This is a genomic window from Anaerobiospirillum thomasii (assembly GCF_900445255.1).
In the GTDB taxonomy this organism is placed as follows: Bacteria; Pseudomonadota; Gammaproteobacteria; order Enterobacterales; family Succinivibrionaceae; genus Anaerobiospirillum_A; species Anaerobiospirillum_A thomasii.
Window position 1 is genome coordinate 349,302 of record NZ_UAPU01000005.1, and the last position, 16,230, is coordinate 365,531.

Below are 16,230 nucleotides of genomic sequence, written 5' to 3' on the forward strand. Positions count from 1 at the left end.
AAATTATCAGCTTGAATTTTATCTTTGTTTTTTATTATGCCGTAATGACATATAGTGTATAGTTTTATTTAAATAAGTCTATAGTTTGTTTCACGTTTTTTGATTTTTTTCCCTACATAGCTAAAATACTGAAATTAAGAGAAATTTGTCTGTCAACATGGCGTTTCATTATTCAAATATGAGTTTTTTTTAATCAAAAAAGGGTGAGTTTATGATCTTTATCACCTTTATTTTTAATGATAAAAAATCGCAACTATTATCAAAAGTTGCGATCAACATTCAACTGTTTAAACTAAAGTAAACAATAGTTTTACTTGGCATCGCGGCTTAATATTTCCATAGCCATTTTAAGGGCATGTTTGAAATCTACTGTAAAGGCAGCTTCATCACGCTCTAAAATTCCAGCCTTGGCAAGTAAGGTACGTGGTTGCCTGCGCATAGCAGAGAAAATGATAAAGGTATTGTTTTCCTTACAGATTTTAATAATATCCTCAATTGAGGCCTCACCTGAGGCATCAAGATATGGCATAAAGCGCATACGCAATATTAAAACGCGCGGCATTTTCTCTAAAGACTGCAGTTTGTCGCAAAGCTCAGAGGCCACACCAAAGAATAAAGGACCGTTGATCTGCATTACCTGCAGGCCCTCAGGAATGACTATATCCTGCATATAATCACCATCCTGACTGTCATACTCTGATAGTGCGGTATTCTGCTTAATCTCAAGTGATTTTGACATATGGCGCATAAAGAGCAGTGAGGCAAAGGTTACGCCCACGCCAATGGCTACAGTAAGATCTACAAGCACGGTTAACAGGAAGGTTAAAATTAAAATAGTTCTGTCAGATGGAGAGATTTTGGCTATCTGAATAAAGTGTTTTAAATCACTCATACCCCATGAAACCATGAATAAAATGGCGGCTAGGGCCGGCATTGGCACATAGGAGAGTACATCCATAATGGTGTACATAAAGATAAGTAAAAACAGGGCATGGAAGATACCAGAGACAGGGGTCTTGCCGCCTGATTTGATATTGGTGGCAGTACGGGCAATAGCACCTGTAGCTGGCAGACCACCGAATATACCTGAGGCCATATTGGCCACGCCCTGACCGATTAATTCCTGATTTAATGAGTGTTTGTGACCTATCATGCTGTCAGCCACCACAGCAGAGAGCAGAGCCTCGATACCGGCCAAAAAGGCTATGGTAAAGGCTGATGGAATAAGATCTCTTATCTCCTCAAGAGTAATCTTAGGCCAGATAGGCTCAGGCAGGCCCTCTGGCAGATGCTCAAAGCGACTGCCGATAGTATCAACTGGCAGTTTAAACACATAGACCATAAGAGATAAAGTCACAATAACTACAAGATAAGATGGAATTTTATTGGATATTTTCTTGCAGATAATAATAAGGGCCAGGCCAAAAAGACCTACACCTAAGGCATAAGGTGAGATCTGATGAATATGCTCAAAATAGGCTGTCCATTTGCCAATAAAATCAGCTGGAGCATCTTTGATATTAAGGCCTAAAAAATCCATAACCTGCGATGAGGCAATAATGACGGCAATACCTGTGGTAAAGCCTGTAATTACAGGATATGGAATGTATTTTATAAGTTTGCCAAGCTTGGCATAACCTGCCACAATTAAAATGAGGCCTGCCATAATAGATGAGACAATAAGACCGTCAAAACCGTATCTTGCTATAACATCAAAGATAACGACAACAAAGGCGCCTGTAGGGCCGCCAATCTGTACACGCGATCCGCCTAAAAACGAGATAAAAAAGCCGGCTACAACTGCTGTAACCAGACCTTTGTCAGGCGAGGCACCACTTGCCACCGCCATAGCCATGGCCAGTGGCAAAGCCACAATTGCAACAGTAAGACCTGCTATAAAATCACTTTTAAACAGACTTAAATTATAGCCTTCACGCATACAGGTAAAGAAGGCCGGTACGAATGGATTTGATGATTTTGGTGTTGACATAATGCTAAAAAAGAAAAAGGCCTGCATCTTTTGCAGGCTTTAACTGATAAAAAGGGTCAACTAAAATTATATTGTTTCTGCAATTTTTTTTCAATAATTTTAACTATATTTAACATTTGCATAAATTTTTAGTAAATACTATCTTGCAAATAAAAAAGATCTTAAAATACAAGTGTTAAGCAAAATATGTGCTTTAAATATAAAAAGTTTTAAAAACACGACAAAATATTGAATTTGAGTATAAATTATTAATCCATGCAAAAGAAAGAGGCGCTCTCCCACAGTTCGGCTCTGGGAGCAAATATGCTCTGGGGACTTATGTCTCCAATCTCCAAACTGGTGCTTATGGGCTCTGTCATAGGACCTATGGTTTTAACCTCGGTGCGTATGATAGGCGCCATGCTGCTCTTCTGGCTTTTATCATTGTTTATAAAAAGCAGCAGGGTTGAGAGAAAAGATCATATAAAGCTCTTAGGTGCGGCCTTATTAGGTCTTGTTATCAATCAGACCTGTTTCATTACAGGTGTAAATTATACCTCACCTGCCAATGCCTCAATTCTGGCCACCTCCATGCCGCTGTGGGCCATGCTCCTATCTGCCTTTGTCCTAAAGGATCCTTTAACCATGCGCAAAATTACAGGCCTGATTTTAGGCAGCGCAGGCTCCATTATGCTTATTCTAAGCTCATCATATAAAGGCTCTGACACCTCAGGCATTATTGGCGATATACTTGTGGTAACAGCACAGATAAGCTATGCCTCCTATGTAGTCTTCTACACCCACTTTATACACAAATATCCTCTTTTGACCATAATGAAGTGGATGTTCACCTATGCAAGCCTCATCATTCTGCCACTTAGCTTCTTTGATATTATAAAGACAGACTTTGCAGCTCTCTCCACCCTTAATATCATGGGCATAGCCTATATTGTGGTTATGAGTACTTTTTTAAGTCAGCTTTTAATTCTAATTGCCCAGAAGAATCTCTCACCTACCATTACAGGCATGTATAACTACATACAGCCAGTTATTGCCTCAGTTGCTGCCATTGCCTTAGGCCTTGATGTCTTTAATACCATAAAGCTTATATCTGTCATCATGGTCTTTACCGGAGTCTTTATTGTAACTTCAAGTAAAAACACAGTTGTCATACACAGGCTAAAAGAGAACGATAAGGATGAGATCTCTGATGAGAATAAGACAGAGGCTGCAGGCAAATAGGGATCTGCGCTTAAGAATTTTGCTGTGATGATTAGTATAGGTAAGATTGCACAGGGGCAAAATCCAATGAAGGCATAAAGCCAATAGCAAATAATACAGTAGATAAAGACTTATAGAATTATAAATAATGCTCTGTAAAGCTATAAGTTAACAGAGCATTAAATCCTATCTTTAAGGGACAGTACTTTAAATAAAAGACAGCACTCCTAGCTTTTGAGCGTAGCGCTGCAGCCTGGTCCTTTGATTGTAGATCTGCCGCCTGAGAGCTTTGTAACCTCAATCTGCTCTTTAATTCTCTCCTTTAGTTTTGACACATGAGAGATCACACCAATTAATCTTCCGCGCTGCTGTAGTGAAGTTAAGGCATTTAGAGCCAGATCCAGTGTCTCATCATCTAAAGTGCCAAAGCCTTCATCTAAAAATAAAGACTCAACAGACACGTTTAAACTTGCAAGCGAGGAGAGGGCTAAAGATAAAGCCAGACTTAAAAGAAAACTCTCACCGCCTGAGAGATTATCTACAGGGCGGCACAGGGAGAACTGATAGAGATCTATGACATAGATGGACATAGAGCTCTTTTCATCCTGCTTTAATGTCAGTACATATCTGTCAGTTAAATCTAAAAGCTCTTTATTGGCAAGATTAATTAGATACTCAAGAGTAATACTCTGCACAAAACGGCGGTATTTTTTGCCATCTGCCGTACCTATAAGACGATTGAGTCTTGCAACCTTTTTATAATGCTCATACTCCTTGTTATACTCTGCTATAAGTGCCTGATGCTCTAGACTTAATTTATCATGGTTTAAAAGAGTGTTGTGAAGCTGACCCAGGCTCTGATTAAGATTTTGATCAACTCTATGCAATCTCTCAAGCTTTGCCTTTAATCTATCAGGATCAAAAATAGCCTCATAGCGCTCATCATAATGTAAAAGCTCATCTTTAATTACTTTTAAATGAGCTTTGGCCTGATTTAAGCTCTCATCAAGTGTAGAGCATTTGCTCTCATACTCACTTAAGATCTTTTTATCTAAAAGCGTATTTTTATACTCATCAAGGCTATGCAGATTAAAAGGGGCTATAGACTCTAAAAAGCTCTTTTTACTCTGCTCATAGATTTTAAGATAAGATACAGATGCCTCATGGCAGCCTTTAACCTTGGCTATAAGATTGCTATAGTCACTAAAGCTGGCATCGGCCTTAGCCTTTAAAGCTTTATAGGCCGTATCAGCCTCATTTAGCCTTTGCTGTAACTGTCCACTATAGACATTAACATCATTATCAGCAAAAAGATCAAAGCGCTTAGCCTTGATGCTCTTATGCTCATTCTCTATTTTTAAAAGATCGGCCTTGCTCTTTGCTATGGACCCATCAAGAGCATCTTTTTGACGATTTAGCTCATCAATACTTATCTGATACCCATTAAGATTGACCTTCTCTTTTGCAATAAGATCAAGCTTTTGCTTATACATATCACTTTTGTGCTTTAAATCTTGTAACTTATCAGCACAGGATAAGAGCAAAGACTCATACTTGCTATAAAGCCTGTCAAAAACAGCTCTCACCTTAAAATCAGATAAGGCAGATTCATCACCTGCTAAAATCTTATCCTTTATAGCCATAAAGTCAGAATCATTATCTAAAAGCTCAAAGGCTTTTTGTATATCAAGGGCATCATCTATTTTAAATACGGCCTCAGATTCTATAATCTCCTGCAGCATAGCATCATTAAAAACAGGTGCTATAAGTTTTAGATCATTTAAAGAGCTCAAACTCTGACTTACCTTGTTATCAAAGGATAAAAGATCTGTATAACAATCAGCAATTTTCTGCCTTAAAGTTACAAGTTTTGTATCAAGAAAGGCAGTGCCTTGCCCCATAGACTTGATCTTATCCTCCTGCTTCTGACGCTGCAGGCGCAAAGATTCAAGCTTTTTATCATTCTCCTGCATGGAGCTTAAAATTTTGCTGTTATCCTGTATAAAGGCAGTTAAAGAGATCTCAATTACATCTGCCTTATCAGATGAGATTGGACTGCTTTTATAGTCAATGCTGTAAAGATCCTTAATCTGTAATTTATCTAGGGCACTAACAAGGTTGCCATGCTTTACATCAAGCTCTTTATCATAAGTATCACTTTTTGCAGCATGATCATCTATCTCACGCTCTGTGCTTTGCAGCAAAGCTGTAAGCTTGATCCTCTCTTCTTTATAGCTGCTCTCATTATCTCTATACTCTTTAAGCGAACTCTCAAGATTATCAAGTCTTATCAAATCATCATTGCTTATAACCGAGGTATAGCTGGCATAAGGATGCTCTTTTGAGCCACACAAAGGGCAGGGCGTGCCAGGCTCTAGCTGCCCGCGCATCTTATCTAAAGATATAATCTTTTTATCAAGCTCAATAAGACGCTTTTGAGTGTTATAGGCCTCCTCTGTGCTCTTAATTAAAGACAGAAGTTCTTTAAGTTTGCTGTCAAGATCTTTTATATCACCATCAGTTTGAGTCTTTTTACTTTGCAGTACACCAAGGTTTTTATCACAGGTCTCTTTAGCATCAATAAGGCTCTTATACTCCTTTAGCATATAAGAGATAGAGACTGCATCTAGATTTTGCTTATTTAAATTATCAAAGCTTGTGCCAAAGGAGTTTTTAATGGCATTGCACTCCTCAATCCTAGTATCAGTATCTACAAGATCATGCTGCAAAGTCTCAAGCGAGCTGTTGACTGTATACTTTTGACACAGACTGTCTATTAAATCTTTTTTATATGTATAAAAGGCTTTACACAAAGGGCTAAAGTCAGATAACAGACTCTTTTTTAAATTATCAGTCTCAAGTACAGCACGTGTCAGAGTGTCACTATTGATATCATGCTCTTTATGTTCAGTTATATAAAGCTCTGCCTTGTCTATAGCATCTGTGGCTTTATCTTTTAGCTTTTGCTTTTGACCAAGCTGTGTCTGTATCCTCTCATTATCACTTAGCAGAGTCTTTAGACTCTCTTTGGTTTTATCCATGCTATCTGACAGGGATTTTAAGCTGCTGTCATAAGTGCTGATCTCTGGCAGCATCTTATTAAAATCCTTTATAGACGTATTGATACTATCAAGGCTATCCTGTGTCTTTTTAAGATTTTGTGTATGCTCTGTATAGGACAGATAGACACTCTGCGCTACACATGAGTTAAGTGCTGCCTTGTATAAATTATCCTTATAACTGTTAAAGGCTGAGTTTAGCGCAACATAGCTGTCATAAAAGGCAAGGGCCGTTTTATGACTGGCAAGGGCTGTGTACAAAGAGCTGCTGCTATCTTTATTATTTTGTGCCTCATCCACATCTGATATAGCTTTTGCATGCTTGTGCTTTAAATCAAGATAGGATTGCGACCTTTTTAAAAAAATCTCATTTAGTTTTATATTATCTAAATTATAAAGTCTCTGCCTGTCACACTCTTTAATCTCATTATTTAGATTATCTATCTCCTCTTTTGATAAAAGATGCAGGGCATCTATGTCTCTTTGCTTTAGAGCCAAAGCCTGCTCTAAATCGCGGCATTTACCAAAGATAAAGGCTGAGATCTGAGAGTAGAGCTGCGTACCTGTAATCTTTTCTAAAAGCTCGGCTCTTTCATTTTCACTGGCCTTTAAAAAGCTGGCAAAATTACCCTGACAGAGCATGACAGCTCTTGTAAAGTTATTAAAATCAAGACCTGTTATCTTAGATACAGCTGCAACTGTCTGACGGCCCTTGGCAATTAAAGTGCCTTTTTTCATGGTGCTGTCAAGCTCTGATAAATCATGTCTTTTATTTTGCAGCTGCCCATCTAACTTTTTGTGCGAACGATGCTGGGCAAAATAGGCCTCATAGACTTTACCAGAGGCTTCAAAGATTACAGAGGCATGACACTGCCCCTCCTGACGGGACATAATGCCATTCTCACCGCCAACTTCATCTAATCTGGCTGTTTTTGAATACAAAGCCAGGGTTATGGCATCAAGGATAGTGGATTTGCCGGCGCCTGTTGGACCTGAGATTACAAAAATACCATTGTCGCTAAAGGCCTTGCAGGTAAAATCAATACTAAAAGAGCCAACGAGGGAGTTTAAATTTGAAAAGCTGACCTTTAAAATCTTCATACTATCTCCTCACTCATAGCTCTTCTTAGCTGTGTATAGGTAGCAATAAGCTCCTCTTTATCCTTTTCATCATTTATACCCTGCATGGCAAGCAGTCTTTTAAAGACACTAAGCTCGTCTAATGAGTCTAAAAGCTCACCTTTTTTATCTGCTATCATGCGCACTTCATTATCACGCATATCCTTGATGCGCAGAATCTCAATAAGGCTTTTATCAATAATAGCCTCAAGACTCTTTTTAATACTCAAAGCCTCATCGCTGCCAGATAAAATGATTTCACATAAAATACTCTCACCGCCTTTGCTTAGATCTAAAAGACTCTGTTCAATCTCATTTAAATTGCCTTTAATCTGCTCAAGCTTTTTAGGCGGCTTAATATCAATAAAGGAGACACTAATGGTATTATCATCAATAGTGCACAGATTAAAGTGTTTATCCTCATGCTCACTAAAGCCCATGGCAAGTGGCGAGCCACTGTAATAGGCAAGTTCATGACCTGATACCATCTGCGGCACATGCAGATGCCCTAAAGCCACATAGGCAAGGTTCTGGTCAAAGACAGAGGCCTCAATATGGCCAAGATTGCCAACAAAAAGATCGCGTACGCCATCATCAGACAGGGTAATGCCGCCGCTGCAAAAAAGATGGGCCATGGCCACTACAGGCACTTTGATGCCACTTTTAGCCTCAAGCTCATGAGCTTTAGCAAATGCTTTATCAGTTACAGCTTTAATATGAGCTTTGACACTGTCTCTGTAGCTTTTTTCTCTGTCATCACTGTCATAGGAGACAATGGTGTCGTTAAGATCACGCTCGCGCAGATAGGGTATGGCACAGACTATAAGGTTTACACTGCCATCCTCATCCTTAATACAGATTATTTCCTTATCTATATTATTAATATCTGCACTGCTTATAACGCTTACCTTGAAATTCTCAAGTAAAATGCGCGGGGCATCTAAAAAAGATGGCGAGTCATGATTACCTGCAATTATGACTGTATGTTTAAGCGAGCTTAAAGATAATTTGTAGATAAAGTTATAGTAAAGATTCTGCGCATCATTTGGAGGCATGGTGGTATCAAAGATATCTCCTGCAATCAAGAGCACATCTACATGTTCTTTCTCTACAGTATCTAAAAGAGTATCAAGTATATAGGCAAATTCATCGCCTCGGTTTTTACCATACAGGCTTTTGCCAAGGTGTAAGTCTGAAGTGTGCAGTATTTTCATGTTTTAAGTTCTTATTATGTAAAAGATACTTAAGGGTAGCATAGAAGATGGGGTATTACTAGAATGAGCCTTACAAAGTAAAAGCAGGAGTGATATTTAAAACACATATTCATATTTGTGATAAATAACTTTAAATAAAAGTTTAATATTTTATAAACACTTGAAAAATAAAGGTAAAATTAACACCAAGACCTCATATATGGTACTTTGCTTATGCTATAATCAAAAAAAGTCTCTTACATTAAATATTATATAAACTTGCCTATAGGCAATAAATAACAACTCAATATAGAATGGAAAATAACATTAAAGATGATTATTTAAAATGCATTTGCGGTTTTGCCAATGCTCATGGCGGCACATTTTATATTGGAAAAAATGATAATGGCGAAGTAACAGGAATTAAAAACGCAAGGATGCTCCTTGAAGATATTCCTGCCATGGTAAGAGACGAGCTTGGTATAAGTGTTAATGTAAATCTATTTACACATGAGAATAAGGATTATCTTGAAATTGTAACCTTGCCTTGCTCTTTTCCTGTAAGTTATAAAGGTGAGTATCATTACAGAAGTGGCAGTACCAGGCATGTTTTAAAAGGAGTTGCTCTTACACAATTTATTTTACAAAAAACAGGCATAACCTGGGATAGTACAGCTATTGAAAATCTATGTATAGATGACTTCTTAAGAGAGAGCTTTGATATTTTTAGACAACAGGCTCTTTTGAGTAACAGAATGGATCAAAAAGATTTGAACATATCAAATGCTCAGCTTTTAGACAGCTTGGGTCTTATCAAGGAGGGAAAAATCTTAAAGGCTGGCATGATGCTATTTTATCAAAAGCCTGAAAGATATGTTCCAGGCTCTTATATCAAGATAGGGTATTTTAAAAGCGACTCTGAAATATCCTATATGGACGAGATTCACGGCCCACTTATTATACAGGCTGCAAGAACTATAGATCTGATCTTTACCAAATACTTAAAAGCAAATATTTCCTATGATGGGGTTACAAGGATAGAGACTTATCCTTTTCCAAAAGCAGCAATCAGAGAAGCTGTCTATAACGCCATAGTTCACAAAAACTATGCAACTCAGATTCCTATTCAAATAAGTGTATATAAAGATAAATTATATATTTCCAATGACTGTATTCTGCCATCAGGCTGGACAATTGAGACTTTAATGGTAAAACACCGTTCAAAACCGTTTAATCCAAATATAGCCAATGTTTTTTTTAGGGCAGGATTTATTGAAACATGGGGAAGAGGTATTGAAAAAATTTGTAAGGCCTGCAGAGAGTTTAAAACAGAGCTACCAGAGTTTACACTTTATCCTGAAGAGATAATGATCAAATTTAATGCTCTTAAAAATTCTAAGCTGTCTTGCGATTTGAATGATGTCATTAATACCGACATTAATACCGACATGAACACCGACATGAATACCGACATGAATACCGACACCAATGCCTCATCCTATTTAAAAGAGGATCATCTTTTAGAGTATTTAAAAACACATGCAGACGCCACGCAAAACGATATGGCTTTACATTTTAATGTAACCAAAAGGACTATAGAGAGAAATATAAATACTCTTAAAAAAGAGAATATAATTGTAAGAGTAGGTAATAACCGTAAAGGTGTATGGAAGATAGTTAAATAGACTTAATACTATTTATATCTTTATAAGGTCAGAGAAAAGGTCCAGCCAGAGGCTGGGCACTTTTAGAAGAGTCCATGAGGAGATAGGGATAACCTAGATTAAGGACAGATAGAGATTTAAAATGTCCTCACGGGATGGTTTAACAGGGTTGAATGGCATGCAAGGATCTTCAAAAGCCTTGTCAGTCCAGATCTGTGCATCCTCTTTAGTAAAGTTATACTCTTTAAAGTTCTCAGGAATACCAACCTGCCTGGAGAGCTTCTTGATATTCTCAACTAAGGCCATAGCTGCCTTGGTGCCACGCTCATGTGGTCCTACAAAGAACATCTCTCGGGCAATAAAGGCATATTTGGCGCGGGCCTCTTCACTGTGGAGAGCATTGTACTCTACAACATATGGCAGTATAACAGCATTGCACAGACCGTGGGCTAGGTTATGGGTACCGCCAATCTGATGGGCCATAGCATGTACAATACCTAAACCTGCGGTGTTAAAGGCAATACCTGCCATAAACTGAGCATAGGCCATAAATTCACGACATTCAATTTCATGCTCTGGCTGACAGGCCTCAGGCAGGTGCTTGAAGATAAGATCGATAGCGCCCATGGCATTGCAGTCTGTTGCAGGGTTTGATCCAGTGGCAACAAAGGCCTCAACAGCGTGGGTGAGAGCATCCATACCGGTGCAGGCAGTGATAAACGGTGGCAGATTCTTCATAATGTGCGGATCAACCACGGTAATATCAGCCATGATAAGCTCATCAATTACGATAAACTTGGTTTTGGTTGAGGTGTCGGTAATAACAGCAAAACTTGTAACCTCAGAGGCTGTACCTGCTGTTGTGGTGATACATACAAAAGGACTTAAAGGCCCCTGTATAACCTTACCGCCAACCTTGTAATCTATAATACGGCCTTCATTTACTGTAAGCACGTTGATACCCTTGGCACAGTCCATAGCAGAGCCGCCGCCAAAGGCAATGATAAATGAGCAGTTTTCATGTCTGTAAACCTCAAGACCTTCATGTACCTGATCCATAGTTGGATTTGGCTGTACTTTAGCGTAGACCACATGCTCAATGCCATGCTTGTCAAGATGCTCTTTTAGATGATCAACAAGACCAATCTTAACAAGACCCTCATCAGTTACAATTAAGGCCTTGCCATAGGCTCTTTGCTTGACAATATCCAAAGCATCATCCAGGGCATTTTCACCAATGTAGTTTCTCTTGGTCAGGGTGTAACATACGCTCATAGTGGTTTCCTTATGTTTGATAATTAATAATTCTTTTTTAAAGCTGACAGGGCTGTAAAGGCTAATAATAATTGTTGCCGCTGTCAGATTTAAGATAGCTCTATTTTCTATATTGGCTAAATTAAAAAAGTGATCAGTATCAAATTAGAGTTTTTACAAAGTGATGAGAATTTTCACCTGATAATAGCAAAATCTGAAAAACTTTTTTCATTACTAACAACTGGTTATTTTAAAAAATGTCAAATATCAAAAACTTGAAAAGTATGAACTTAATTTTTATATGCATTGTCTGTAAAAATATTTCATACAAAGTGCAAATCTTTTGCACCTGATAGCACGCTTTGGATCACATTAATTTTTTCAAACTTTTATCTATTTTTTCTATCTTTTGTTAAAACCCAGGTATTTTTAATAAAGATACATACATTCTTAAATTATTTATATGTAAACAATGGTATTTATGTTTAACTGGCAGGTACATTTGGCAAAATCAGGTAAAGACGCAGATTTTTAAGAGTCTTTGAAAAATGTGAACTGTTTGACATTTTTTTATTTAACAGATATCTTTTATAGGTGTTTGACTAAAAAGTGAGGATAGCATGGGCTCAAAGGTAGGAACAAAGGTCATTCTGGCTTTTTCTCTGGTTGCCTTTATCAATGCATTTGTCGATCTGGGACATAAAATCAATATTCAAAATACCCTGTACAAGGTCTATGACGGCAGCACTCTTACCTATATGACAGCTATAGTCAATGCTCTTATTCTGCTGCCATTTATTATGCTCATGACGCCAGCTGGCTTTTTAAGTGACAGATTTAATAAAAACAAAATAATGCGCACAAGCGCCGCCTTTAGTGTCCTTATAACTATAGCTATCTGTATTTGCTACTATTATGGACAGTTTATGTTAGCCTTTGCAGCAACCTTTATCATGGCACTGCAGTCAGCTTTATACTCTCCTGCCAAATACGGCTATATAAAAGATCTTATGGGCAAGGATGGCCTTACCTTTGGCAACAGCCTGATGCAGGGTATAGCCATTGTAGCCATACTCTCAGGTATGACTGTTTTCTCCTATATCTTTGAGCATCTCTATGCAGATGCCAATCTTGTATCCCCTGACAGCGCTGAGATTTTAAAGAGCATTATGCCATCAGGTCTTATTTTAGTGGGCATGGCCATATGTGAGTATCTGTGTACACTGATGCTGCCTGATGTAACACAGGATAGGCAGAGCCTAAATTTTGATTTTAAGCGTTATATCAAAGGCTCGCTTTTAAAGGAGAATATGGCTCTTTTAAAATCCAATGACAAAATTATTATGTCAGTTATAGCCGTAAGTATCTTCTTTGCTGTCTCACAGATGCTTCTGGCCGCATTTCCAACCTATATAAAACAGACCTTTAATGAGCTCAACACCTTTTATGTACAGCTCGTGCTTGGCGCCTCAGGCCTTGGTATTATCGCAGGCTCCTATATAACTTTAAAGCTCTCACCGCATTATATTGAAACAGGGCTTATTCCACTAGGAGCTATAGGCATTACCATATGCTCTACGCTGCTTATGGCCTTTGACTCACTTGTAAGCTACAGTATTTTATTCTTTGTCTTTGGCCTTACCTTCTCACTGGTCATTATTCCTCTAAACTCACTTATGCAGTTTTATGCCCCTGATGAGGCGCTGGGCAAGGTACTCTCTGGCAATAACTTTATACAAAACCTTGCCATGCTGCTCTTTCTTATAATTGCAGCTACAGTATCGCTTTATGAAATAGATGTAAGTTATCTTTTTTATCTTTCCATGATAACTTTGACACTAGGCTGTATCTATATTCTAAAGAAGTTGCCATTTTCTTTAGCCCGCGGCTTTGTGGCCATAATTTTCAGGCAGCGCTACAGACTTAATATTGAAGGATTTAATCATATACCATCAGATGGCGGTGTACTGCTGCTTGGCAATCATGTCTCCTTTATAGACTGGGCTATATTGCAGCTGGCTCTGCCGCGCAAAGTCTTTTTTGTCATAGACAGAGTCTTTTATGAAAAATGGTATCTAAACTTTATTTTAAAGCTCTTTGGTGTTATTCCTGTCTCCTCAGGCGGCTCTAAAAAGGCCCTTAAGGCCATTGCCGATAAGATAAAAGAGGGACATATGGTCTGTCTTTTCCCTGAAGGCTGCCTCTCCCGTCATGGCCAATTAAATGCCTTTAAAAAAGGCTTTGAGATGGCACTCAAAGATCTTGATGTAAAAGATGGCGTGATTATTCCTTTTTATATCAGAGGGCTGTGGGGCTCTGCCTTTTCACGATCACATCAGGCCTTTATTGAAAGACAGCTGCGTCTTAACAAACGCTCTGTATCCATTGCCTTTGGCAGGGCTATGGATATACACAGCTCTGCCTCAGCTGTAAAGGCTCAGGTCTTTGAGCTTTCCCTTAAGGCCTTTAAAAATCAGTGTGAGAAACTCTCTGTCATTGGCTCGGCCTTTATTGATACAGCTAAAAAATATAAACACAAAACAGCTATAGTCGATAGTAAAAGCGGCTCTATAAGCTATATTAAAATGCTTACTGTGTGCCTTTTAATACTTAAAAACTATAAACAGGAGCTAAAAGATCAAAGACGTATAGGCATACTGCTGCCAGCCTCCTTAGCCTCATCTGTTTTAAATATGACCATGCTTATCATGTCCAAGGTTGTGGTCAATTTAAACTTTACAGCATCAAATGATGTTTTAGCCTCATGTGTAAAAAGATCTCAGATAAAGACCATATTCACCTCGCGTCAGTTTTTACAAAAGCTTGAGAAAAGGGGCATTGTCTTTGATTTTGGCCCTGAGGTTAAGCAGGTTTTTGCTGAAGATCTGTTCTCATCCCTTAAAGGACAAAAGAGCGCATATCTTTTTACATCTTTAATGACAAGAGTGCTGCCGGCCTTTTTACTAAAGCTTTTATATATTAAAAACAGACAGAACAGCAAAACTGCTGCCATACTGTTCTCAAGTGGCTCAGAGGGAGAGCCTAAGGGCGTTATGCTCAGTCACATGAATATTATGAGCAATATAAAACAGATCTCAGATGTGCTGCAGCCTCGTGACAGTGAGACCATACTCTCATCACTGCCGCCGTTTCATGCCTTTGGTCTTACAGTAACCACGCTTTTGCCTTTAGTTGAAGGTATTAAATCTGTAACCCATGCAGATCCAACTGATGCTCAGGGCATTGCCAGGGCCGTGGTGCAAAATGAGGTAAGCATAATGTGCGGCACCTCGACCTTTTTGGGCATCTATGCCAGATCGCCAAAGATTGCGCCAGTCATGTTTGAATCACTGCGTGTGGTCGTGGCAGGGGCTGAAAAGCTCAAAAGTGATGTCAAACAGGCCTTTGAGCTTAAATTTAAAAAAGATATTCTTGAGGGCTATGGTGCTACTGAGACCACACCTGTAGTCTCTGTTAACCTGCCAGATGGCCTTGACAGAGAGTTTTTAGAGGTACACAAAGGATCAAAGGAAGGGTCTGTAGGTATGCCTCTGCCTGGCAGTACTGTAAGAGTTGTAGATCCAGATACCTTGCAGGAGCTTGAATGTGGTGAGGATGGCCTTATCTTAATTGGCGGTCATCAGGTTATGAAGGGCTATTTAAATGATAAAGAAAGAACAGATAGTGTCATTGCCAGTATTGATGGCATCAGATGGTATAAAAGTGGTGATAAAGGCCATTTAGATGCTGATGGCTTTTTACATATTGTTGACAGATACTCACGCTTTGCCAAGATTGGCGGTGAGATGATAAGCCTCAGTGCCCTTGAAAATGAGATTGGCTCGATAATAAGTGCAGAGGGCTATGACAGCTCCTGCCGCTTTGTGGCTATTAATATAGATGACAGCAAAAAGGGTGAGAAGATAGTGCTTTTAATAAGTCATGTAGAGGATCTAAAGCCGCTGCAGAGTCTTTTAAATGAGAAGATTAAAAATGCTCTGTCACGACCATCTAAAATTATAAAAGTTAATGAGGTGCCACTGCTTGGATCAGGCAAAGTAGATTTTGCCAAGGCAAGGGCCATGGCTATTTGTGATGGTCTTACTAATTAAAAGATCAATCTAAAATCCTTTTACTTTAGAGGCAGGATAAGATGTACTCCAAGGATTTAATTCCTGGGTTTATATCTTATCCTGCCTTCATTTCCATCCAGCCTTCATATACAGATAGACAAAGTTAGTGGACAGCTATAGCTGCAAAATTAGAGCAGGTGGGTGCAACTTACTCGTAGCAATAAGCACGACAATATAAGAGCAGTCAGTGCTGACAAAGATGGGCTGATAGCAGTGACATTTTATGCAGCATATAGCATTCAGCAGCCAAATTCCTGTAAAGGGCACATCTGTAGCTTACAGATGGATATTCTATTTAATGCTGATCGTCAATTTCTACCAACAGAGATCGGGTAACTTTCTTTAATCAATGCCTTTTTAAATTTTTATCAATACCCCCAAAAATTTTTCAATATACCCCTTCTTTAAATTTTTTTAATGGTCCACTGTGAAATGTCATTTTTAATCCTATTTACATGTTAGAGCTCTAAAAGAAAAGATATAACTCTATTTTTTCAGCACAACCTGCTGCCCCTGCCTATTGAATGATTAGCGTAGCTAACCCGAAGGGCTTGTCATTCAATAGGCAGGGGCAGCAGGATCGCAAATTAAACTCATATAGACAGCATGGAACATGCT

At 38.6% G+C, this 16,230-nt stretch carries 7 protein-coding genes; 3 read left to right on the top strand and 4 right to left on the bottom strand.

Annotated elements, in window-relative coordinates; translation table 11 throughout:
• Positions 1-310 precede the first annotated feature (310 nt).
• Positions 311-1,990: a SulP family inorganic anion transporter gene (locus tag DRZ93_RS01900; protein WP_113746074.1), complete on the bottom strand. Its 1,680-nt coding sequence runs from the start codon at positions 1,988-1,990 to the stop codon at positions 311-313.
• A gap of 255 nt (positions 1,991-2,245) precedes the next feature.
• On the opposite strand from DRZ93_RS01900, the gene DRZ93_RS01905 reads away from it, so the two are divergent.
• Positions 2,246-3,211 (top strand): DMT family transporter, encoded by a 966-nt coding sequence (locus tag DRZ93_RS01905; protein ID WP_113745663.1) that lies wholly within the window; start codon positions 2,246-2,248, stop codon positions 3,209-3,211.
• A gap of 206 nt (positions 3,212-3,417) precedes the next feature.
• On the opposite strand, the gene DRZ93_RS01910 is transcribed toward DRZ93_RS01905, so the two are convergent.
• Both DRZ93_RS01910 and DRZ93_RS01915 read right to left on the bottom strand, forming a co-directional pair.
• Positions 3,418-7,350 (bottom strand): AAA family ATPase, encoded by a 3,933-nt coding sequence (locus DRZ93_RS01910; protein WP_113745664.1) that lies wholly within the window; start codon positions 7,348-7,350, stop codon positions 3,418-3,420.
• Positions 7,347-8,582 carry an exonuclease SbcCD subunit D C-terminal domain-containing protein gene (locus DRZ93_RS01915; RefSeq protein ID WP_113745665.1) on the bottom strand — a complete coding sequence of 412 codons (1,236 nt, stop codon included), beginning with the start codon at positions 8,580-8,582 and terminating at the stop codon, positions 7,347-7,349. Before DRZ93_RS01915 ends, DRZ93_RS01910 begins: the two co-directional genes overlap by 4 nt.
• Before the next feature lie 293 nt (positions 8,583-8,875).
• On the opposite strand from DRZ93_RS01915, the gene DRZ93_RS01920 reads away from it, so the two are divergent.
• Positions 8,876-10,246: an ATP-binding protein gene (locus tag DRZ93_RS01920; RefSeq protein WP_113745666.1), complete on the top strand. Its 1,371-nt coding sequence runs from the start codon at positions 8,876-8,878 to the stop codon at positions 10,244-10,246.
• A gap of 93 nt (positions 10,247-10,339) precedes the next feature.
• On the opposite strand, the gene DRZ93_RS01925 is transcribed toward DRZ93_RS01920, so the two are convergent.
• Complete coding sequence (locus DRZ93_RS01925) at positions 10,340-11,500, bottom strand: iron-containing alcohol dehydrogenase (protein ID WP_113745667.1); 1,161 nt, start codon at positions 11,498-11,500, stop codon at positions 10,340-10,342.
• A gap of 599 nt (positions 11,501-12,099) precedes the next feature.
• Here DRZ93_RS01925 and DRZ93_RS01930 point away from each other — a divergent pair.
• Positions 12,100-15,591: an acyl-[ACP]--phospholipid O-acyltransferase gene (locus DRZ93_RS01930; RefSeq protein WP_113745668.1), complete on the top strand. Its 3,492-nt coding sequence runs from the start codon at positions 12,100-12,102 to the stop codon at positions 15,589-15,591.
• Positions 15,592-16,230 lie beyond the last annotated feature (639 nt).

Excerpts from the sequence above, each read along its gene's own strand:
- DRZ93_RS01925 (WP_113745667.1), bottom strand. The coding sequence starts at position 11,500 with ATGAGCGTATGTTACACCCTGACCAAGAGAAACTACATTGGTGAAAAT.
- DRZ93_RS01905 (WP_113745663.1), top strand. The coding sequence starts at position 2,246 with ATGCAAAAGAAAGAGGCGCTCTCCCACAGTTCGGCTCTGGGAGCAAAT.
- DRZ93_RS01910 (WP_113745664.1), bottom strand. The coding sequence starts at position 7,350 with ATGAAGATTTTAAAGGTCAGCTTTTCAAATTTAAACTCCCTCGTTGGC.
- DRZ93_RS01915 (WP_113745665.1), bottom strand. The coding sequence starts at position 8,582 with ATGAAAATACTGCACACTTCAGACTTACACCTTGGCAAAAGCCTGTAT.
- DRZ93_RS01930 (WP_113745668.1), top strand. The coding sequence starts at position 12,100 with ATGGGCTCAAAGGTAGGAACAAAGGTCATTCTGGCTTTTTCTCTGGTT.
- DRZ93_RS01920 (WP_113745666.1), top strand. The coding sequence starts at position 8,876 with ATGGAAAATAACATTAAAGATGATTATTTAAAATGCATTTGCGGTTTT.
- DRZ93_RS01900 (WP_113746074.1), bottom strand. The coding sequence starts at position 1,990 with ATGTCAACACCAAAATCATCAAATCCATTCGTACCGGCCTTCTTTACC.